Source organism: Rhodanobacter glycinis, assembly GCF_900114325.1.
GTDB classification, from domain to species: domain Bacteria; phylum Pseudomonadota; class Gammaproteobacteria; order Xanthomonadales; family Rhodanobacteraceae; genus Rhodanobacter_A; species Rhodanobacter_A glycinis.
Genome location: NZ_FOSR01000012.1, coordinates 60,565 through 80,832 on the forward strand (window position 1 = coordinate 60,565; position 20,268 = coordinate 80,832).

The window sequence follows — 20,268 nt, forward strand, 5'->3', positions numbered from 1 at the left end:
CGCGCCGTTGACGCGGATTTGCGAGAATGGCCGGCATGAGCGTCCCGTCTCCCGCCATTGAGCAGGCCCCGGCCCCCGTGCCGGCGCCGCTGCTGATCTGCGAGCACTGCGACACGGTGTATCGCCGCCGCCCGCTGGCGTGCGGCGAAACGGCGCGTTGTGCGCGCTGCGATGCGGTGCTGGAGCGCCATCAGCGGCTGGGTACCAACGCCATGCTGGCGCTGATATTGACGGCCATGCTGGTGTTCGTGGAAGCGAACGTCTGGCCGATCGTCACCCTTGGGCTGAACGGCGAGAAGGTGGCCACCACGCTCTGGGGCATGATCCTGGCGATGTGGCACGAAGATGCCAAGGTGGTGTCGGTGCTGGCGGCGGCTACGCTGTTCTTCTTTCCGCTGGCGAAGATGATCGGCATGGGCTGGCTGTTGTTGTTCGCGCGCAAGGGGCAGCGGGCGCCGGGCTTCCGGTCGCTGATGGTGGGGCTGCATTACTTGCATCCGTGGACGATGAGCGAGGTGTTCGTGCTGGGCGTGCTGGTATCCATCGTCAAGGCGCACCTCTATTTCGAGATCAGCCCGGACCCGGGCATCTTCGCGTATGCGGCGCTGGCCGTCCTGATCACGATCTTCGCCGGGGTGGATTTGCGGCAATTGTGGGAAACCCTGCCGGAGCACGCGACCACGGAGCCGACTGAATGAGCGCGTTGCCGCGGGCACACGAGCTGGGGCTGATCGGCTGCCATGTCTGCGGACTGGTTTGCCGCGACACGCCGATGGACGACGCGGCCTGCCCGCGCTGCGGCTCGGCGCTGCATCGGCGCAAGACGGCCAGCTACGCGCGCACCTGGGCGCTGCTGATTGCCGGCTTCCTGCTGTACATCCCGGCCAACGTGCTGCCGATCATGCGCACGGCGAGCCTGGGCGACGTGGACGACAACACCATCATCAGCGGCGTGATGGAGCTGTGGAACAAGGGATCGCCGGATCTGGCGGTGATCGTGTTCACTGCCAGCATCCTGGTGCCGATGACGAAATTCTTCGTGCTGACGACCCTGCTTGTCAGTGCTCGTCGGGGCAGCAACTGGGCACGTCCGCAGCGTGCGAAACTGTACCGGCTGGTGGAATTCATCGGCTACTGGTCGATGCTGGACGTGTTCGTGGTGGCGTTGCTGACGGCGCTGGTGCAGTTCGGCATCTTCAGCCTGGTGGCGCCGTTGCCCGGCGTGATTTTCTTCGGCCTGACCGTGGTGCTGACCATGCTGGCCTCGATGAGTTTCGACCCCCGTTTGATCTGGGATGGCAGGACCGACGATGACTGATGAATCCAGGGCGACTCCCCCCGACGACTTGCCGCAACCGGTGGTACGAAGCCGACGCGTCGGCATATCGCTGATCTGGCTGGTGCCGGTCATCGCCGCACTGGTGGGGTTGTCGCTGGTGGTCCATGCCTGGTTGCAGGCCGGGCCCACGATCAACATCAGCTTCCAGACCGCCGAAGGCCTGACGCCGGGCAAGACGCCGGTGAAGTACAAGAGCGTGACGATCGGCAAGGTCGAAAAGGTCCGCCTCAGCAGCGATCGCGACCACGTCATCGTGAAGGTGGCGCTGGAGAAGAGCGCCGAAAGTTTCGCCACGGCCGACACGCGCTTCTGGGTGGTGCGTCCGCGCATCGGGCTGGGTGGCGTGTCGGGCGTAAGTACGCTGTTGTCGGGTGCTTATATCGGCGCCGATATCGGTAATTCGAAAGAGGAAAAGTACCGGTTCAAGGGGCTGGAGCTGCCGCCGGCGATCACCCACGGTTCGCCCGGGCGCAGCTTCGTGCTGCATGCGCAGGACCTGGGTTCGCTGGATGTGGGGTCGCCGATCTATTACCGGCGCATCCAGGTCGGCCAGGTGGCGTCCTACCAACTGGACAAGGATGGCAGCGGCGTGACCATCCGGATTTTCGTGGGCAGTCCGAACGATCGCTTCATTACGGACTCCACGCGGTTCTGGAATGCCAGTGGCGTGGACGTCTCGCTGGGCGCGAACGGGTTGAAGCTCAATACCCAGTCGCTGGCCGCGGTACTGGCCGGTGGCGTGGCGTTCCAGAATCCGCCCGGGCCGCACGACAGCACGCCGGCCAAGGAAGACGCCAGTTTCCGCCTGTTCGGCGACGAGACCACCGCCATGGCTCCGCCGGATGGCCCGGCGCACTACATCCGCATGCGCTTCAAGCAGTCGCTGCGCGGGCTGGCGGTGGGCGCGCCGGTGGAATTCCTTGGCGTGAACTTCGGCAAGGTGGTGTCGATCAAGATGGATTACGACGAGAAGTCGCAGAGCTTCCCGATCATCGTCGGTGCCGTGATCTATCCGCAGCGGCTTGGACAGGCCAACGACAAGCTGGTGGCGCTGGCCAAGGCGCAAGGCGACGACGCGGATCTTTCGCACATAGTCGGCCGGCTGGTGGCGCATGGCCTGCGGGCGCAGGCGCGCACCGGCAACCTGCTCACCGGCCAGCTCTACATCGCGCTGGACTTCCTGCCGAATGCGGCCAAGGTGAAGTACGACCCGAATGCGCGGCCGCTGGAAATTCCCACCGCGCCGGGCAGCTTCGACAAGCTGCAGGAGCAGTTGGCCGAAATCGTCGACAAGATCCACAAGATCCCGTTCGACAGCATCGGCAAGCACCTGGACGACTCGCTGGCCAATCTGGACAGCACGCTGAAACAGGTCAACGGCCAGGTCTTGCCGCAGGTCAGCGAAACCCTGAAGGGCGCGCAGAGCACGCTCGGTTCGGCCAACCACATGCTGGCCGGCGATTCACCGCTGCAGCAGAACCTGGGCACCACCTTGCAGGAGCTGCGACGCATGGCGCGTTCGCTGCGCGTGCTGACCGATTACCTCGGCGTGCATCCGGAAGCGCTGATTCGTGGGCGCCACGCCGATCCGGCCGTGCGTGAGCCCGCCGCGGAGCCGACAACGCCCGCCACGTCGAACGGCGCGGCATCGAAAGGGAGCAAGCCATGATTCGCCTGCGTTCTCCACTGGTTGGCCTGCTGGCTGTGGCGCTGGCCGCCTGCGCCTCCGCGCCGATGCATTACTACACCTTGATCGCGCCGGCTCCGACCGAAGCATCGCCAGTCGCCGCGCCGGCCTCGTTCCGTTTCGCGCTTTTGCCGGTGGGCATTCCGGCCCAGGCCGACCAGCCGCAAATGGTGGTGCGCGAAGGCGGGCAGGGCGTGGCCATGCTGGATGGCCGGCGCTGGATCGCCCCGTTGGCCGATGAAGTGCGCGGCGCGCTGTCGGCCGATCTTGCGCGCGACACCGGGGCGCAGGATGTCAGCGGGTTGCCCGCCGGCGACAAGCCGGTGCTGCGCATCAAGGTCGACCTGCGCCGCTTCGACTCCGTGCCTGGCCAGTACGCCCTGATCGACGCCGCCTGGAGCGTGCATGCGCTCAAGGGCGATGCCTTGCTGGCGTGCACCAGCCGGATCCAGCAGAGCGTCGGCCCCGGCTTCGACGCGCTGGTGGCCGGCCACCAGCGCGCACTCGCCGCACTGGCCACGCGGATTGCGCGCGTGGCCCCGGCGGTGGCTGCCGGCCAGACACCGGCCTGCCCGGCGGATTGATGTCAGCGGATCGGACGGGAGCCATGCGGGCTTTTTCGCCCGCCGACAAGGCCCGGAAGCCTTTCGCGGCTCCGGACAACGCGCCATTCTGCTAGTCTGACGCGTTCAACGCGGCAGCCGGCAACGGCCGTTTCGACGTCGGCACAGGCACAACGGCAGCAGAACATGCAGGACATCCAAGAGCAGGCTTCCAACGACTATGACCCGCAGGCGGTGGAAGCCGCCGCACAGCGGTACTGGAACGAACAGCACGCCTACGAGGTGAAGGAAGACCCGGCCCGGCCGAAGTTCTTCTGTCTCTCGATGCTGCCGTATCCGTCCGGCGCGCTGCACATGGGCCATGTGCGCAACTACACCATCAGCGACGTGATCAGCCGCTACCAGCGCATGCAGGGCAGGAACGTGCTGCAGCCGATGGGCTGGGATGCGTTCGGCCTGCCGGCCGAGAACGCCGCGATCAAGAACAAGACCGCGCCGGCGAAGTGGACCTACGCCAACATCGAGCACATGCGCGGCCAGCTGAAGTCGCTGGGCTATGCGATCGACTGGACCCGCGAGTTCGCCACCTGCCGTCCGGATTACTACGTGCACGAACAGCGCATGTTCGTGCGGCTGATGAAGAAAGGCATCGCCTACCGCCGCAACGCGGTGGTGAACTGGGACCCGGTCGACCAGACCGTGCTGGCGAACGAGCAGGTGATCGACGGCCGCGGCTGGCGCACCGGCGCGCCGGTGGAAAAGCGCGAAATCCCGCAGTGGTTCCTGAAGATCACCGATTACGCGCAGGAACTGCTCGACGGCCTGGACACGTTGCCCGGCTGGCCCGACGCCGTGAAGACCATGCAGCGCAACTGGATCGGCCGCAGCGAGGGCCTGGAAATCCATTTCGCGGTGGAGGGCGAAGCCGCGCCGCTGACCGTGTTCACCACGCGCCCCGACACGCTGATGGGCGTGACCTTCGTGTCCATTGCCGGTGAACACCCGCTGGCGCAGAAGGCTGCGCAGGGTAATCCGGCGTTGGCGACGTTCCTGGAAGAGCTGAAGCACGGCGGTGTGTCCGAGGCCGAACTGGAAACCCAGGAAAAGCGCGGCATGGCCACTGGCCTGTTCGCCATCCATCCCGTCACCGGCGACAAGGTGCCGGTATGGGTCGCCAACTTCGTGCTGATGGGTTACGGCACCGGCGCGGTGATGGCCGTGCCCGGCCATGACGAGCGCGACTTCCATTTCGCGAAGAAGTATCGGTTGCCTATTAAAGCAGTGGTGGCCCCGCTGAGCTGGGATGGCAAAAGCATCGAGTCGGTCACGATGTTCCATGACACCGGGAGTGGAAAGGTCGAATACCCGTCGATTCATCTGGAAGACGATATTTCCGAATCTTTGACTTGGAGCGCTTGGGATGAGCGGTTTGGTCAGCACGGAGTGCTGCTCAACTCCTGCGCGCTGAACGGCAAGACCTACCGCGAAGCCTTCGACTACTTGGCCGACAAGCTTTCTGCCGAAGACAAGGGCCAGCGCCGCGTGAACTATCGCCTGCGCGACTGGGGCGTTTCGCGCCAGCGCTACTGGGGTTGCCCGATTCCGGTGATCCGTTGCGCCAAGTGCGGTGACGTGCCGGTGCCGGAAGACCAGTTGCCGGTGCTGCTGCCCGAAGACGTGGCCGATGTGTACTCGAAGGGCGGTGGCGTGCAGTCGCCGATCAAGACCGATCCGGAATGGCGCAAGACCACCTGTCCCGAGTGCGGCGGCGCGGCCGAGCGCGAAACCGACACCTTCGACACCTTCATGGAGTCGAGCTGGTACTACGCGCGCTACACCTCGCCGGGTGCCGCCACCCAGGTCGACGAACGCGCCAACTACTGGCTGCCGGTGGACCAGTACATTGGCGGCATCGAACACGCCATCCTGCATCTGCTGTACTTCCGCTTCTATCACAAGCTGTTGCGCGACGCGGGCATGGTGAATTCGGACGAGCCGGCGACCAACCTGCTGTGCCAGGGCATGGTGATTGCCGACACGTTCTATCGCGACAACGCCGACGGCTCGAAGGACTGGATCAATCCCGCCGACGTGGAAATCCAGCGCGACGACAAGGCGCGGACGATCGGCGCGGTGCTCAAGGCCGATGGCCAGCCGGTGCAGATCGGCGGCACCGAGAAGATGTCCAAGTCGAAGAACAACGGCGTCGATCCGCAGTCGATGGTGGGCAAGTTCGGCGCCGACACGGTGCGTCTGTTCTCCATGTTCGCCGCGCCGCCGGAGCAGTCGCTGGAATGGAACGAGGCGGGCGTGGAAGGCATGTCGCGCTTCCTGCGCCGTTTCTGGCGTGAGGTGACCACGCATGCCGCACAGCCGGATCACGCGGTGGTCGATCCGGCGCAACTGGATGCTGGCCAGAAGGCCTTGCGCCGGCAGTTGCACGAAGCCATCCAGAAAGTGGGTGACGACCTCGGTCGGCGCCACTCCTTCAACACGGCCATCGCCGCGCTGATGGAACTGCTCAACGCGGTCGGCAAGTTCGCCGACATGAGCGAGCAGGGCCGCGCGGTACGCCACGAAGTGCTGGAAACCATGGTGCTGCTGCTGAACCCGGTGGTGCCGCACGTCAGCCATCGCCTGTGGCAGGTGCTGGGGCACGCCGAAAGCGTGCTGGAAGACCAGCCGTGGCCGAAGGTGGACGAAAGTGCGCTGGTGCGTGATTCGCTGACCCTGGCGGTTCAGGTGAACGGCAAGTTGCGCGCTACCATCGAGGTTGCCGCCAGTGCGTCGAAGGACGAGGCGGAACAATTGGCTCGCGCGCACCCGCACGTGACCAGCTTCCTCGAAGGGAAGACCGTGCGCAAGGTGATCGTGGTGCCGGGCAAGATCGTCAACATCGTCGCAGGATGAAAGCCATGAGCCGTTCGCTCCAAGTTTCGCTGTTGCTGCTGTGCGGCCTCGCGCTGAGCGCCTGCGGCTTCCATCTGCGTCGCAGCGCGGCGTTGCCGCCGTCGATGCAGCGCGTACATCTCACCGTCAGTGGCGGTGGCGAACTGCAGCGCAACCTGGCGCGCACGCTGACCGCCTCCGGCGTCACTGTCGAGGACGAAAGCGGCCCGGGCATCGCCGAGCTGGACGTCACTACCGCGCACTTCAGCACCGACTCGCTGAGCATCAACGGTTCCGCCCGCGTTACCGAATACGCCGTGCGCTACCACGTCGAGTTCAACGTCAAGGACGGCAAGGGTGACTTGCTGATCCCGGGGCAGCACATCGACATGTCGCGCGAGTACAGCTACAACGCCGGCGACACCGTGGGCAGCACCGCCGAGGTGGAAGAGCTGCAGCGCAGCCTCAACGACGACATGGTGCAGGCCATCCTGTTCCGTCTGCAGGCGGCCGCTAAGCATCCCCAGCCCGTAATGGGGGCGGCTGCCGCGCCGGCACCAGCCAGCAGCACGCACTGAGACAGCCATGCCGCTGAATGCCACCCAATGGCAGAAGGCGCTGGCGGCGGACAGCCTGCGCCCGGTCTACCTGCTGGTGGGCGAGGAATTGCTGGTGCTGGAAGCGGCCGACGCATTGCGCGCGCAGGCGCGCAAGCTCGGCTACAGCGAGCGCGACGTGCTCGACGCCGGTACCCATTTCGACTGGAACGATCTGGCTCGCGCGGGCGCAGGCATGTCGCTGTTCGCCACGCGACGGATGATCGACCTGCGCCTGCCCACCGGGCGCCCGGGCAAGGAAGGCGCCGCCGCGCTCACCGAGTACTGCGCCGACCCGCCGCCCGATGTCACCCTGCTGGTGACGGCCACCACCTGGAGCAGCAAGCACGACGGCGCGTGGAGCAAGAAGCTCGACGCTACCGGCGCGATGGTGGTGTTCAACGCACCGCGCCCGAACGAATGGAGTTCGTGGATCGGTGCCCGACTCGCTTCGCGCGGCTTGTCGGCCACGCCGGATGCCGCGGCATTGTTGGCCGAGCGCGTGGAAGGCAACCTGCTGGCCGCCGCGCAAGAAGTCGACAAGCTTGCCGTGCTGCGTGCCGGTGACAGCTCGCGCATCGATGCGGCGGCGATGGAAAGCCTGGTCGCCGACAGCGCCCGCTACGACGCCTTCAAACTCACCGATGCCGCCTTTGCCGGCGACGGTGCGCGCGCATTGCACATCCTTGCCGGCCTGCATGCCGAAGGCGAGGAATTGATCGGCCTGATGGGCTGGCTGGTCAATCAATTGCAGCTTGCGCTGCGCCTGGCCAATGCCCGCGACTTCGCCGCGCAAGCCCGCCTCGAACGCCTGTGGCCCGCACGCGAACAACTGTTTCGCAAGGCCCTGCGTCGTGCCCCGCGCGAACACTGGCTGCAATGCTTGGCGCGCGCCTCGCGCATCGACCGCATGGCCAAGGGGCGCGAAACCGGTGAACCGTGGCGCGAAGCCGAGCGGCTGATTGCGGCCATCGCCGAACCGCGTGCGGCCATGGCACTCGCCTGAACGCCGGACTTGTCATGAAGCCCCTCGCCATTCTCGGCGGCACCTTCGACCCGGTACACATCGGCCACCTCAACGCCGCCTGGGAAGCCGCCGAACTGCTCGACGCCGAAGTGCGCCTGATGCCTGCCAACGTGCCGCCGCATCGCCCGCCGCCGGTGGCCAGTGCCGAACAACGCGTGGCGATGCTGCGCGCTGCACTGCAGGGGCAGTCGCGCCTGAGCCTCGACACCCGCGAACTGCAGCGCGAAGGCCCGTCCTATACCGTCGACACCCTTGTCGAGCTGCGCGCCGAGCAGGGCGATCGTCCGCTGGTGTTGCTGCTGGGTGAAGACGCCTTCGCCGGATTGCCGAGTTGGCATCGTTGGCATGAGTTATTTGAGCTGGCGCATATGGGAGTGCTGACGCGGCCGGGGGTTGAGCCGACGTGGCCGGCGGGACTTGCTGAGGCGATCAGCGGACGTTTGACTACCGATCCCCAGGGTATTCGCGCCACCCATGCTGGCCGAGTGGTCCTGATGCCGATCACGCCTTTGGAAATTTCCGCTACGCGCGTGCGCGAGCTGCTTGCCGCAGGACAGCAGCCGCGCTATTTGCTGCCTGTGGAATTGCTGGACAGTCCGACGTTGCTGGCGCCGTATCGGCGATAGATCGAGCTGCCGCACTCGGGCAAGCGTTCATTGGCTCATTCCGCGCATTCAATCGGCGTTGGTGATGCCAAGCTCATCGAGCTTCTCGAAGAGAACGTCCGAAATGTATTCGGGGAACTGTGGCATGGAGGAGGCCATGTTGGCGGCCGCCTGTTCCGTAATGGCTTCGGAGGTTCCATTCAATTCCACGCTACTGCGTGCTCCCTTGAGCCCCCGATAGAATTTCAGTGATTCCAGGTCGATTGACGAAACGTCGGTATTCCTTGCCACAACGGGCCAGTCGCCAGATTCGATCGGTAGTGTCACTATGTTGTGGACGGGCATGGCGCGGTGCGCCTCAAGAATGTCATTGGAGAATTCCGGAGTCTTTCTGAAGCACGCAAAGAACTCTGCGAGCCGCCACCGCCCATCCAGGTAGAGCAGGCGGCCAAAGCCGTAACCGCGCGCCCGCAAGGGAATGGCAAAAACGTCCCCTGCGCGTGGGGCCTGTCGTCGGGAAGAACCATTCTTCGTCACACGTGCTCCGTTCATCAGATCCTGCAGCCCGCTGATTCGGGTGTCATTGCATCATAGTGTTTCCTGAAAGCTTTCCCGCGCGTATCGGTGCGGGCAATGTCGAAACCTGCCTGCCTATTGCCCTCTGCATTGGGGCCGAATGCCTTTCCGCGTGCGGATGTCTGCATCGTCTTGTGTTGCTCTATGTAGAACTGTTCCTTGCCTCTGGCTTCCGCATAGGTTTCTGCGGAGTCCAGCTCAATGCTTTCCAGCGCGCCATGAAGTCGCCCACTTGTTGCATGCTCGTTCATGCGATCCCAGAACCTGGCGTTTTCCGTCAAGCCAACATACTTCACGGTCCCCGTCTTCCGGTCGACGAGTGCGTAGATTGTGTAGCCGCTGCCATCAGGTCCCTTGTAGCCAAGATCTATCAGACCGAGGGGGTCTGCATACATCAAGGGATTGGCTGGATAGCTATACAGGTTCGTGCCTGCCAGCAGTCCCAGCGGATCTCTCGTCACGTATTGGCCAGAGCCTGGGTCGAAGTAGCGAAAGCGGTTGTAGAGAAGGCCGCATTCGTCGTCATGGTATTGGTTGAGAAAGCCGATCTGGCTTTTCAGGTTCTCGATGCGCGCGTCGTTTGGCTCGCCCCAGAGTCGTTGGCTTCCCGCCCATGCGACCTGCCCCTGCGCGTCGGTGATTCGCTGGGGGCATCCGTTTGGATCGTTGTGGAAGTAGTAGACGGACGTCCGCGATGGCTGAAGCACTGCCGAGGGAGGCTCTTCATTTGGCGCGAGCGTGAGGGCTCGCTGCGACTGCATGGTCGCGTTCCCCTCTCGCTGTGAAATGCCGAGTCCCGACACGGGGTATACGAGGGCATGGTGGCCGGGGTCGCGGCTGGCGAGAGGGGCTTTCGCCCGGCTTGCACGCGTTGCAAGTGATGCGGTGCTGCCTAGCAAGCCCAGTGTATGCGCGCTTTCCACCTGTGCCATGGGGCCCCGGCCGGAATCGAGCCGTGCAGGGCGTACAGGGTTATTCGTCGATTCACTCTCGACCAAGGTTGCCGGATGGGGCGGTGGTGAGGAGGGCGTCTCCTGCCTGTCTGGTGCTTCGTGCTCGATCAGGGCTAGTGGTTCGAAAGTCCCGGGTCTGTAAACGTACTCGCGGATTGCGGGGAACAGGCGTCTGAAGGTATCGAGCCGCTTTCGTGACGCGATGAAATCGATGACGCCGTCTTGGGTTGCCGGTCCACCGAGAGCAGATTCAATTGCATTCCCCTGACGGACCTCGCCCAGCAGCGCATCGCCATCCCAGAAAAACCACGTCGTATGCGTCGGGTTGCGCTTGAACACGCGTCGTCCCAGCGGGTCGTAGCCGTAGGTGGTGCGCAATTCTTCGCGGTCGCCGCCTTCCCAGTGGCTTTCGGCCAGGCGCTGGTTGGCGTCCCAGGCCAGGTGCAGGGTGGGATGGCCGGGTTCCTGGTGGTGCTGGCGGCGGATCAGGTTGCCGGCGCGGTCGAATACGTAGTGGCGGCCGTCGTAGTCGCCTTCGCGGGTCCAGGCATCGGCAAGCGGGGCACCGCCCACGGCCTGTTTCATGCGCACTTCCAGCACACGGGTCTTGAGCCGGTCACCTGCGGGATCGTTGAGCCAACGGGTGAGCTTGCCGGCGGGATCGGTGTGCTCCAGCACGCGACCCATCGGGTCGTAGGTGTAGCGATCGGTGCCGTGGACGCTGTCGGTGCGTTCGGTGAGGTTGCCTGTCTGGTCGTAGGCGTAGCGGGTGTCGAACAGCGGCGTGTGGTCGTTCGTCACCGCCTGCGCGGTGAGCAGGCCGTCGGCGTTGTAGTCCAGCGTGCGGCGCAGGGTGGGCGTGAGTTGTTCGGCGACGACCAGCCCCGACGCGTTGCGTTCGATGGTGATGGGCGCGGCATCGTTGATGGTGATGCACTCGGGGCGGCCCAGTACATCGAAGCCGATGCGCACGGTGTTGCCGGCCGAGGTATGGCGCTCGATGCGATTGCCCAGCGCATCGTAGATGTTGTCCACGGTGAAGCCGTTCTGGACTTCCTGCAATAGCCGGCCTTCGGCATCGAAATTGCGGGTGACGTGGGCGACGGTATTGCGCAGTTCCACCAGCTGTCCCGCCGCGTTGTAGCGGAAGGTCTCGTGGATCTGGCGATTGGCATCCCGCGGATTGGGCAGGGTTTTCCGGGTGATGCGTCCCAGCGCGTCAGTGTCGAAGCCCAGGGCCCGGCCCAATGGATCGGTGCTGCGGCACAGGCGGCCGGCGGCATCGTAGTCGTAGCGGCGGCCCTGGCCCCAGTAGTCGATTTCTTCGACGATGCGACCGAGCGGGTCGCGTTTCAGCTCGTAGCGTTCGCCGCGCTGGTTGATCACGGCGACCAGCTGTTCCTCGGTGTCGTATTCGTAGCGGACGCGGTGACCATCCGGTTGCTTGCGGCAGGCGAGCTGGCCGATGCCGGTGTAGGTCAGTTCGGTGACATGGCCGGCCTCGTCGCGGTGACGCACGAGCTGGCCCTCGGCGTCGTATTCGCAGTGCACGCGGGCGCCGGTGGGCGAGATGATTTCGAGCAGGCGGCCCTTGGCGTCGTAGCGGTAGCGGCTGCTGCGGCCGGTGGCATCGGTGCGGCTGAGCAGGCGGCCCAGGGTATCGTGCTCGAAGCGATTGGCCTGTCCCATCGGATCGATGAGTTCGAGCAATGAGCCATGGCGGTCGAAGGCCAGTCGGGTGGCGGCGCCGAGTGCGTTGATGTGCCCGGTCAGCTGGCCATGCGCATCGTAGGTGTAGCGGGTGGTGGCACCCAGCGGGGTGCGTTGTTCATGCAGCAGGCCGTGTTCGTTCCACTGCTGTTGCCAGCTCGCTCCGGCAGCATCGGTCATGGCGACGGGGTGGTCGTTCTCGTCGTAAGCCGTTTCGATGACACTGCCGTCGGCTCGGGTGAGTTTGAGCAGGTTGCCGCGTTCGTCGTATTCGAATTCGGTGCGCAACCCCATCGGGTCGACGACGGCGGTGGTGCGGCCGACGTCGTCGTATTCGAACACGGTGACGCCATCGAGCGGGTCGATCTCGCACAACGGCAGGCCGTTCTCGTCGAACTTCACCAGCGACACATGGCCGAGCGAATCGGTGACTTGGGTTTCCTGCAACGCTTCGTCGTAGTGGAAGCGGTAGTCGTGCAGGCCGCCGTCGCCCCAGGCATGGATGACTTGCTGGCGGGCGTCGTATTCGTAGTAGAAGCTCAGGCCGGTGCGGTCGGTGTGGCGCACCAGATGGTGTTTGGCGTATTCGAACCTGCGCGGCGCGCCCAGCGGATCGATCGCCGCGACCAGGTCGCCGGCCTCGTCGTAGTCATAGCTGACCAGCGGATGGTTGATGCCGGTGGCGGGGTCGTGCAGCAGCAATTGGCGAATATGGTTGCCGTGCACGGTGACGTCGATGAAACGCCCTTGCAGTCCATCGATGCCGCTTTCTTGGATACGGGTGAGGCGGCCATCGATGCGCTCGAAGCACCAGTGGTTGCCGCACACGTCCTCGATGCGTTCGATCGACAGCCGTTGCTGGCCCAGCGCGGCCACGTTGCGTGGTGGTCGCGGGAATGCGTAGACCAGGCCATCCTTGGTTCGTACCCGGTATGCCGCGCCTTCGGCGTACAGGCGCGCGCCGTCGACCAGTTCGGTCACGGCGTGTTCGAAGCCGTCCGCGGCAGGCAGTTGCGGGAACACCACATGACGATCCGTGTCGACGAACACCGCAATGCCATCGGTGTCGATGTCCAGGTGCAGGTCGGCGGGCGTCTGCCAGCCATGACCACACAGGCCGGGCTGAAGGTCGCGCGAGCGATAGACGCGTGGCCACGCCAATGACAGCCGGCCCGGGATGACGAAGTCTTCGTGCTCCACCGCCACGCTGCCGTCGCGGATGTCCACCGGCTCGGCGCGCAGCACTTTGCACTTGAGGAATCCGCTGGGCATTTCGCCGAATTTGCTCTTGCGCCAGGCCTTGAATTTCTCCATGGCGCTTTCGAAGCGTTTCAGCTTCTTCAATGCCTTGAGACCTTTCAGCGCGCCGGCGAAACCGGCCTGGAACAGCAGGCCCATCATGTCGATGGTGGGCGCGCCGCCCACGCTGACGTTGCTGGGAATGGCCAGGTTCACCGCGGTTGGCAGGGTTAGCGACAGCGAGGGCTTCTTCGGTTTCTTCAGTCGCAATGGCGGGATCATGCCGACCATGTTGCAGTCGAGCACGGGCATGCACAGCTTGGAGAACGGCGCGCTGTCGGCAACCACGGTCTGGCTGCCCATGAACAACTGGTCGTCGAACTGCGGACCCTCGGGCGCTTCCTCCGGCGGAACCCACAAGCCACCGACGGGGATATGCACGTTCAAGCCACCGGTGCCCGCGGTGGCGCGCTTGATGCCGTGGACGTGGACGGTGCCGCCGATGAACGGGATGTAGTCGAACGGGTCGAAGACGATGCCGATATGCGGTGTCGGCAGGGGAATCGGAATCGGGCTGGGCGGAATCTCGTACAGGTGGATGTCGAGGCCCAACTGCGGATCGAAATGCTTGGCGGCGATGGTCATCGGTGACGTCCTTGTGGGTTACAGCGCGCGGCGCAGGGCACGCAGCAGGCTGTGCGCGTCGTGTCCGCTGGCGCCGAACCAGTACACCAGCGCGATCGCCACGAGCACGCCGCCCGCCAGCACGAGCCAGCGTTGCGAGGTGCTCATGCGTGGTTCTCCAGCAGTGACTCGGTGGCGTTGGGTGCATCCGGCGCGGGTGCAAGCGGCGTCTCGGCCAGGTCGTGGCCGTCCGGCAGTGGCAGGAAGCCGGGTGGTTCGCTCCATTCCGCGGTGGGCTTGTCTTGCGGATGGCGCACGTCGGGCATGCCGTTCCACCCCGGGTGCAACAGTTCGCGGCCTACGGCGACGGTCTTGCGGAAGAACACGTCGCCGCCGGCAATCAATTGTTCGCGTTCCTTCACCAGTTTGGCGAAGGCGGATTCGCACTGTTCCAGCAACTCGGTGTCGATGCTGTCGAGGGCATCGCGAGCGGGCGCGTCGCCGAGCTTCGCGGCGCGGTGTTCCGCACGGACATGCGCGTCGGCGACGGCCTTCTGGTAGTCGTCGGCGCGCGTTGCCAGTTGCGTGGCGCGCCGCGGGTCCTCAAGTTGCAACAGGTTCTGCAGCAGCAACGGGAAGGTGGTCATGGCGCGATCGGGGGCTGCCATCTCGCGCGCTGCGCTTACGCCCTGCAGATATTGCTGCAAGGCCTGCTCGCGCTGGTGGGCCTGGGCGAGAGCATGCCCGGCCATGCGCCGGCCCTCGATCACGAACAAGGGATTGGGGATCGATGCGGCCACTTGCGCGGCTTCGGCATAGGCCTGCGCGGCGTGCTCGGGCTGCTTCGCCGCAAGCAGGGCGCCGGCTTCGCCGAACCAGCCCTGCATCAGCAGGTCGTTGGCGGCGGGGTGTTGTTGCGCCAGGGCGACCAGCGCGCATTCGCGGGCGTGGCGATAGCGCAGCACGGCCTCGCCATAATGCTTTTCCTTCAGATGCGCACCGGCCACGGCCAGGTGCAGTACCACCTGCTGGTCGGGCCAGGATTGCCGTTCGGCAATGGCCATGGCGCGATCGGCGCGATGCGCGGTCTGCGCGGCGCTGCGCTTGTCGAGCAGGTTCATCACGTCGGTGAGCAGTTGCCGATAGGCGGTGGTACCGGGCGGACCGCCAGCCCCGGCCTGGGCGGCGGTGGCGCGCGCGATGTCGAACATGTCCAGCGGCGTTTCGATCAGGCGCGTCTGCGCGGGATGCTTGTCGATCAGGCCTTGCCAGGTGGGGCGGGCGATGCTGTCCACCAGTACCAGCCGCACGCGTTCGGGCACCGGTGCCGCCAGCGCCTGCGTCAGCCATTGCTCCAGCGCGGTCGCCGAGCCGACCTGTTCCGGCCACAACACGGCCACGCTGTAGCGCAGGTGTTCGCCATGGTGGCAGGTAAAGGAATCGAGCAGGCCGAGGAAGCCGGGGGCGGTATCCGGATGCGGTTCGAACGGACCGTTCCAGTCGACCTTCAGCGCCAGGTTCGTGAGCGTGTCGCGGCTGCGCAGGTAGCCGTCGAGCAGTTCGTCCTTCAGCGCGCGGCTGTAGCGATAGCCGGTCTCGAAGCTCGTCGAAAACTGCACGAACAAGTCGGGTGTGCCGGCGGTTTCGGGCTGTTGTTGCGCTTCGATGAAGGCGGACACCAGGCTCAGCGCATTGCCGGGAACGCGCCATATGGCCAATCGCATGGCCGGGTCGGCGCTGGTGTCCAGCCAGCGTTCGAGCAAGGTATCGATGGCCTTCTCGACCGGATTCCGTGTGGCAGTCATGGTCGCGTCCCTGCGATCAGTTCAGGCTGATCTTGGCGCCGTTGATGCTGACGCCACCGCCGTCGATCTTGATCGTCGACCCGGCCGCGCTGATCACGATGGAGCTGCCGACGATCTCGATGCCGGCGCCGCCGACCTGCAGCGTCATCTTGCTGCCGGAGGCCAGCGTCATCGGGCCGCTGGCTGCCGTGTCGTGCTTGCCGCCGGCGACATGGCTGACGTCGCTGGCCACCATGGTCTTGTGCTGGCCGCCGATCTCCTGTTCGAGATTGCCGCCCACCTGGTGCGTATCGCTGGCGGCCACCGTGGTGGTGCGGGTGGCATTGTGGTTTTCGGTGGTGGCGCCAAGCACGGTGCGCGTGGAAGTGCCGGTGACGGTTTCCGCCAGGGTGCCATTGCGCTGGCTGACGTGGTTGCCGTTCAAGGTGCTGGCGTAATCGCCGGTGATGGTTTCGTTGTAGCCGCCGGTGACGGTACGGGTATGGCCGGACTGGTAGGTCTCGGCCACCGCGCCGGCCACCGTGGCGGTGAGCGCGCCGGTGATGGCATGGGTGGAACTGCCGGTGATGCTGGCGCTGTGGCTGCCCTTGACGTTGATGTCCTGGTTGCCGCCGATGGCGATGCGCTGGTTGGCCCCGACGTCGAGGCTGTGGCTGGCGCCGACGCTGGTGGATTTGCTGCTGCCGACCGAGCTGGCGTGGTCGTTCAGCACCGTGGTCGCCATGTCGCGCTGCGCGTGCATGTTGAGCAGTTCGGCGCCAGCGGCATCGTGCATGGTCAGTTCGTTGAAGCCTTCGCCCTGCACGGTCTTCGAACGGATGCCGCTGACATGCTTGTCGAACGGTTGCGGGTTGTCCTCGTTGTAGACGCGGCCGGTGATGATCGGGCGATCCGGGTCGCCATCGAGGAAATCCACCACCACTTCCTGGCCGATGCGCGGGGCAGAGACGCCGCCCATGCCGGGGCCGGCCCATGGACTGGACACGCGCACCCAGCACGAGCTGCGTTCATCGCGCTGGCCCAGGCGATCCCAGTGGAACTGCACCTTGACCCGGCCGTAGCGGTCGGTCCAGATCTCCTCGCCGGCAGGGCCGACCACCGTGGCCGTCTGCGGTCCGCGCATCAACGGCAGCGGCGTGACGCATGGCGGCCGGTACGAAATCTTGCGGCGCAGGCAGGTGGCCTCGGTGCGATACACGCAGCCCTCGGCTTCGGAGAAGTCGGGCTTGAAGTTGTTGCGGGCCTCGTGCGTCACCTCGAGCAGGAAAAACTGGCGCGGTTCCTCGTCGGCTTCCGCATGGTCGTAGTGGCCCTGCAGCACGAAATAATGGCCCGCACGCAGCGCACGGCAGGTACCGCCCGTCTCGAACAGCTTGGTCTGCCAGCTGAGTTCCTCGCCGCGCAGGCCGGCCAGTGCCTCGCCGCCGCTGCTGTCGCCGAAACGCGCGGCGCCGTCGTAGCGGTAATGTTCCAGCACCGGCAACACACCATGCGGCGGTTCGAGCAGGCGATCCACCGAGAGCGCGCTGCGTGGCTGCTTGAAATCGAAGCTCTTGTGCGATTTCAGGCCGACGCCGACGCGGCGAATGGCCGTCCATTCGTCCAGGCCGTCCTCGTCGCGCACACCCTGGTCGGACTGGAAGTGCACGGCCGGGTGCGGGCCAATGGCCGGGCTGTGGGTGGAATCGTCGGCCAGCTTCAGCACGTGCGCTTCGGCCGAGTGCTCGAAGTAGTAGTGGATGCCGGCGTCTTCGAGCAGGCGCGAGACGAAGGCGAAGTCCGACTCGTTGTATTGCACGCAATACGGCATCTTCGGGTAACACGAGGCGGTGACGTCGGCGCTGTACTCGGCCAGCCCGGGATAGCGGGCGAACACCTCGTCGATGATGTCCAGCACCGTCATGCCCTGGAAAATGCGGCAGTTGCTGGTGTGGCGCAGGAAGTCGAACCATGGCGCGACTTCGGCGCGGTAGGTGGCCAGGTCGCCATCGGTACCGGTGCGCGCGAATTCCTTCACGTAGCCGTGAAAGTGGCGATCGCCTTCGGGCGTCTGCAGGGTGAAGCCCATCGGCTGGCCGATGACCTGTTTCAGCTCCAGCGTGGCATCGGGCGAGAGCAGGTCGGTGGTAAACGCGAAGGGGCGGGAAACCGCTTCGCTGCCGCGGAAGCGGTGGACCACGAAGGGTTCAGGATCAAGTGGGGAGGTGACCCGGATCAGGCGGTGATCCTGCTGGAAGCGGGCCATCGTTGGCATGGCTTCGGCGGCATGTCCGTACACGGTGTTTCTCCCTCGGGTAGCAGTTTGTCGCGAACCGCCACATCGCCTGGCTGCATCGCCATCGGTGTCACGGTGTCTCGAACATTGCCCCCTGCGACCGAGGGTAAAACAGCCGGCGAACGACGCAAAGTGCGCGCGGGGTGACGGTTCAGCTTGTACTGGCCGCAATGTGATGGTGTTCGCACAAGCGCAGGGACCGCTGGAAAATCGTTCCCCCGATCACAGCCCTGGCGATTCAGGTGGCGGCTCGCGGAAGCGCCCACACGCTGTTGGCTTCGCCCGTCTGCGCGCGCCGGCTGGTGGCGCGGGCCAATGCGGCAAAGCCGAGGGCCAGTGCCAGTGCGCCGAGGTCGATGGCGGCCAGCGCGGTGTGTCCAGCCGCGGCACTGCGCCAGAACCACCAGCCGGTGGCGAAGCCGTGCGCCGCGGGTACCAGCGTGGTGACAATCGCGGCCAGCCACAGCAATTCGCGCGCGGCCTGAATCGGTGCGCGCACGCAGGCCCACAGCAGGCACAGCGCCCAACCGACGAAGCAGATCCAGTGCTCGCCTGCATCCACGTTCCAGCCTGACCTTGGCAGCAGTTGCGCCGCGATGGCCGTGGCCGAAATCGCCACGCACACACCGATGCACACACCGACGGTAGCGCGTGCCATCACGTACGCAGAGCGACGTTGTTCGCCCTGGCGTCGGCGTCGGCGCGATTCGATCCACAGCAGGTTGCCGGAGTAGAACAGGAACGCGCCGCCCAGCCCGAGCAGGAAGTACAGCCACTGCACGGCGGCGTTGCCGTAATCGCCAAAGTGCAGTGCATAGGCCCAGGCCAGCGTGGCGTGGTTGGCGTCGCGGTGGCCTGGCAATTGATTGGCGATCACTGCGCCGCTGGAGGCATCCAGCGCCAGCGTGCCGGTAGCCAGCGTGTGCGGCGCAGCGCCGGTGATTTCCACCGTGGCGTGGGCGTCGCCGGCATGCGCCAGTTTCAGGTATTGCGGCGTGAAGCCGTCAAGGCCCTGCTTGCGTGCGACGGCAGCGGCCTGCGCCACCCACGACGATACCGGTGCCCGCGGCGCGGCGATGCCCGATGCCTGCACGGTCGGCGCAGTATTCATGGCTGGTGCCGAGGCCGCCAGCAGCTTGCCTTGCCAGGCCAGCGGGCCGATCGCCAGCATCAGCACCACGGACAGGCACAGCATTGCGCCGGTCACCGCGAACATCGCGTGGAACGGCAGGCTCAGCACGCCGATGGCGTTGTGCGCGTCTTGCCAGAAGCGCTTGAGGTTGCGTCCCGGACGCAGCGCGAACAGGTCCTTCAGCAGGCGCGGCAGGTGGATGATCACGCCGCTCACCAGCGCGATGCCGTAGAGCAGGCTGACGATGCCCATCAGGTACATGCCGATGTTGCCGGGCAGGCCGAGCGAGAAATGCAATTTGTTGATCAGCCCGGGCAAGCCGGCCCCCGGTCGTTCGGGGCTGCCGGCCAGGTTGTCCAGCGTGGTGAACTGCCATGTGCCGTGACTGTCCTGCCAGTACGCGCTGGGGCCTTCCAGCATGTAGCCGGGGAAGGTCATGCCCAGATGGGTGCGAGCCTCCGGGTGACGCGCCAGCGTCTCGTCGAGCAGGCGCTGCATGTCGCTCATCGAACCGGTGGTTGCCACGTGCGGCGTGGCCCACTGTTGCAACGGCTGCTGGAACACCGTGATCGCGCCGGCGTAGAACGCCACGAACAGCGCAAGCCCGGCGAGCAGGCCCATCCATGAATGCAGCGAAGTGAAGGTGCGCAGTGTGGCCGGTTTCAGTTTCATGCGGCGTTCCTCAACGCACCCAGTCCAGCGCCTGCAACACGCGCAACAGCGCCAGCCCGGCCACGGCCAACGAGCCCAGCCACAGCCATGCGCGCCGGGTGCTGGCGAACTGCAGGCTGGCGCAGATCACGCCGACCCACACCGGGATGAAGGCAAGCATGCCGGGCACCAGGGTGGATTGCCACGGCCCCGGCAGCAGCCAGCAGACCAGCCCCACCAGTGCAGTGGACAGGAAGAAGCCGGCCACCACGCCGGCCGCGAAACGGCCCCACATCAGTCGTCCTCCCGCGCGGTGGCCTCGGCGGCATGACGGTCGGCCAACAGCGCGAAATACGGTTGCATGACCAGCGCCAGCATCCAGCCAACCAGCATTGCGCACAGGCCGGCACCGGGCCCGAGTGCGGCGATCCAGCCGACCAGCGCCAGCACGGCGAGGGCGAAGCCGCCGCCCAGCACGCCGCGCCGACGTCGCCATGCATGCCACACGCAGTGCGGCGAGGCGGCGTACAGCAGCGCCGCGGACAACAGCGTCGCCACGCATGCCAGCAAGGTCAGCCATGCCGTCATCGGCCGATG

The 20,268-nt window shown here is 65.6% G+C and carries 16 protein-coding genes; 8 read left to right on the forward strand and 8 right to left on the reverse strand.

What is annotated here, in order from left to right; genetic code table 11:
* The first annotated feature begins 26 nt into the window (after positions 1-26).
* The 8 genes from BMY90_RS13020 to nadD all read left to right on the forward strand — a co-directional run bounded on the left by BMY90_RS13020 (position 27) and on the right by nadD (position 8,727).
* Positions 27-698, forward strand: coding sequence for a paraquat-inducible protein A (locus BMY90_RS13020; RefSeq protein ID WP_008211068.1), 672 nt, complete (start codon positions 27-29; stop codon positions 696-698).
* A complete protein-coding gene (locus BMY90_RS13025) occupies positions 695-1,318 on the forward strand; it encodes a paraquat-inducible protein A (protein WP_008211066.1) in 624 nt (207 codons plus the stop codon). The genes BMY90_RS13020 and BMY90_RS13025 overlap by 4 nt, the downstream gene beginning before the upstream one ends.
* Entirely contained in the window at positions 1,311-3,008 is a 1,698-nt protein-coding gene (locus BMY90_RS13030) for a PqiB family protein (protein ID WP_092704517.1), read from the forward strand. The genes BMY90_RS13025 and BMY90_RS13030 overlap by 8 nt, the downstream gene beginning before the upstream one ends.
* Complete coding sequence (locus BMY90_RS13035; RefSeq protein ID WP_092704519.1) at positions 3,005-3,610, forward strand: PqiC family protein; 606 nt, start codon at positions 3,005-3,007, stop codon at positions 3,608-3,610. Before BMY90_RS13030 ends, BMY90_RS13035 begins: the two co-directional genes overlap by 4 nt.
* 165 nt (positions 3,611-3,775) lie before the next feature.
* Positions 3,776-6,499 (forward strand): leucine--tRNA ligase, encoded by a 2,724-nt coding sequence (gene leuS / locus BMY90_RS13040; RefSeq protein WP_092704521.1) that lies wholly within the window; start codon positions 3,776-3,778, stop codon positions 6,497-6,499.
* Between the two features lie 5 nt (positions 6,500-6,504).
* Positions 6,505-7,056: an LPS-assembly lipoprotein LptE gene (locus BMY90_RS13045; RefSeq protein ID WP_008211051.1), complete on the forward strand. Its 552-nt coding sequence runs from the start codon at positions 6,505-6,507 to the stop codon at positions 7,054-7,056.
* Positions 7,057-7,063: 7 nt separating this feature from the next.
* Positions 7,064-8,080 carry a DNA polymerase III subunit delta gene (holA, locus tag BMY90_RS13050; RefSeq protein WP_092704523.1) on the forward strand — a complete coding sequence of 339 codons (1,017 nt, stop codon included), beginning with the start codon at positions 7,064-7,066 and terminating at the stop codon, positions 8,078-8,080.
* 14 nt (positions 8,081-8,094) lie between these two features.
* Positions 8,095-8,727 carry a nicotinate-nucleotide adenylyltransferase gene (gene nadD / locus BMY90_RS13055; RefSeq protein WP_092704525.1) on the forward strand — a complete coding sequence of 211 codons (633 nt, stop codon included), beginning with the start codon at positions 8,095-8,097 and terminating at the stop codon, positions 8,725-8,727.
* 48 nt (positions 8,728-8,775) lie between these two features.
* Here the strand turns inward: nadD and BMY90_RS13060 are convergent, their stop codons facing one another.
* The 8 genes from BMY90_RS13060 to BMY90_RS13090 form a co-directional block, all read right to left on the reverse strand.
* Positions 8,776-9,258 carry an Imm26 family immunity protein gene (locus BMY90_RS13060; protein ID WP_092704527.1) on the reverse strand — a complete coding sequence of 161 codons (483 nt, stop codon included), beginning with the start codon at positions 9,256-9,258 and terminating at the stop codon, positions 8,776-8,778.
* On the reverse strand, positions 9,258-13,829 hold the full coding sequence (locus BMY90_RS13065; RefSeq protein ID WP_245735042.1) for an RHS repeat-associated core domain-containing protein: 4,572 nt from the start codon (positions 13,827-13,829) through the stop codon (positions 9,258-9,260). Before BMY90_RS13065 ends, BMY90_RS13060 begins: the two co-directional genes overlap by 1 nt.
* Before the next feature lie 18 nt (positions 13,830-13,847).
* Entirely contained in the window at positions 13,848-13,976 is a 129-nt protein-coding gene (locus BMY90_RS17505; protein ID WP_281244056.1) for a hypothetical protein, read from the reverse strand.
* Positions 13,973-15,613, reverse strand: a complete 1,641-nt coding sequence (locus BMY90_RS13070) for a hypothetical protein (RefSeq protein WP_092704529.1) — start codon at positions 15,611-15,613, stop codon at positions 13,973-13,975. Before BMY90_RS13070 ends, BMY90_RS17505 begins: the two co-directional genes overlap by 4 nt.
* A gap of 16 nt (positions 15,614-15,629) precedes the next feature.
* Positions 15,630-17,858 carry a type VI secretion system Vgr family protein gene (locus BMY90_RS13075; protein ID WP_092704531.1) on the reverse strand — a complete coding sequence of 743 codons (2,229 nt, stop codon included), beginning with the start codon at positions 17,856-17,858 and terminating at the stop codon, positions 15,630-15,632.
* A gap of 268 nt (positions 17,859-18,126) precedes the next feature.
* Positions 18,127-19,692, reverse strand: coding sequence for a PepSY-associated TM helix domain-containing protein (locus tag BMY90_RS13080; protein WP_092704533.1), 1,566 nt, complete (start codon positions 19,690-19,692; stop codon positions 18,127-18,129).
* 10 nt (positions 19,693-19,702) lie between these two features.
* Complete coding sequence (locus BMY90_RS13085; protein ID WP_092704535.1) at positions 19,703-19,966, reverse strand: hypothetical protein; 264 nt, start codon at positions 19,964-19,966, stop codon at positions 19,703-19,705.
* Entirely contained in the window at positions 19,966-20,259 is a 294-nt protein-coding gene (locus BMY90_RS13090) for a hypothetical protein (protein WP_092704537.1), read from the reverse strand. Before BMY90_RS13090 ends, BMY90_RS13085 begins: the two co-directional genes overlap by 1 nt.
* Between the last annotated feature and the right edge of the window lie 9 nt (positions 20,260-20,268).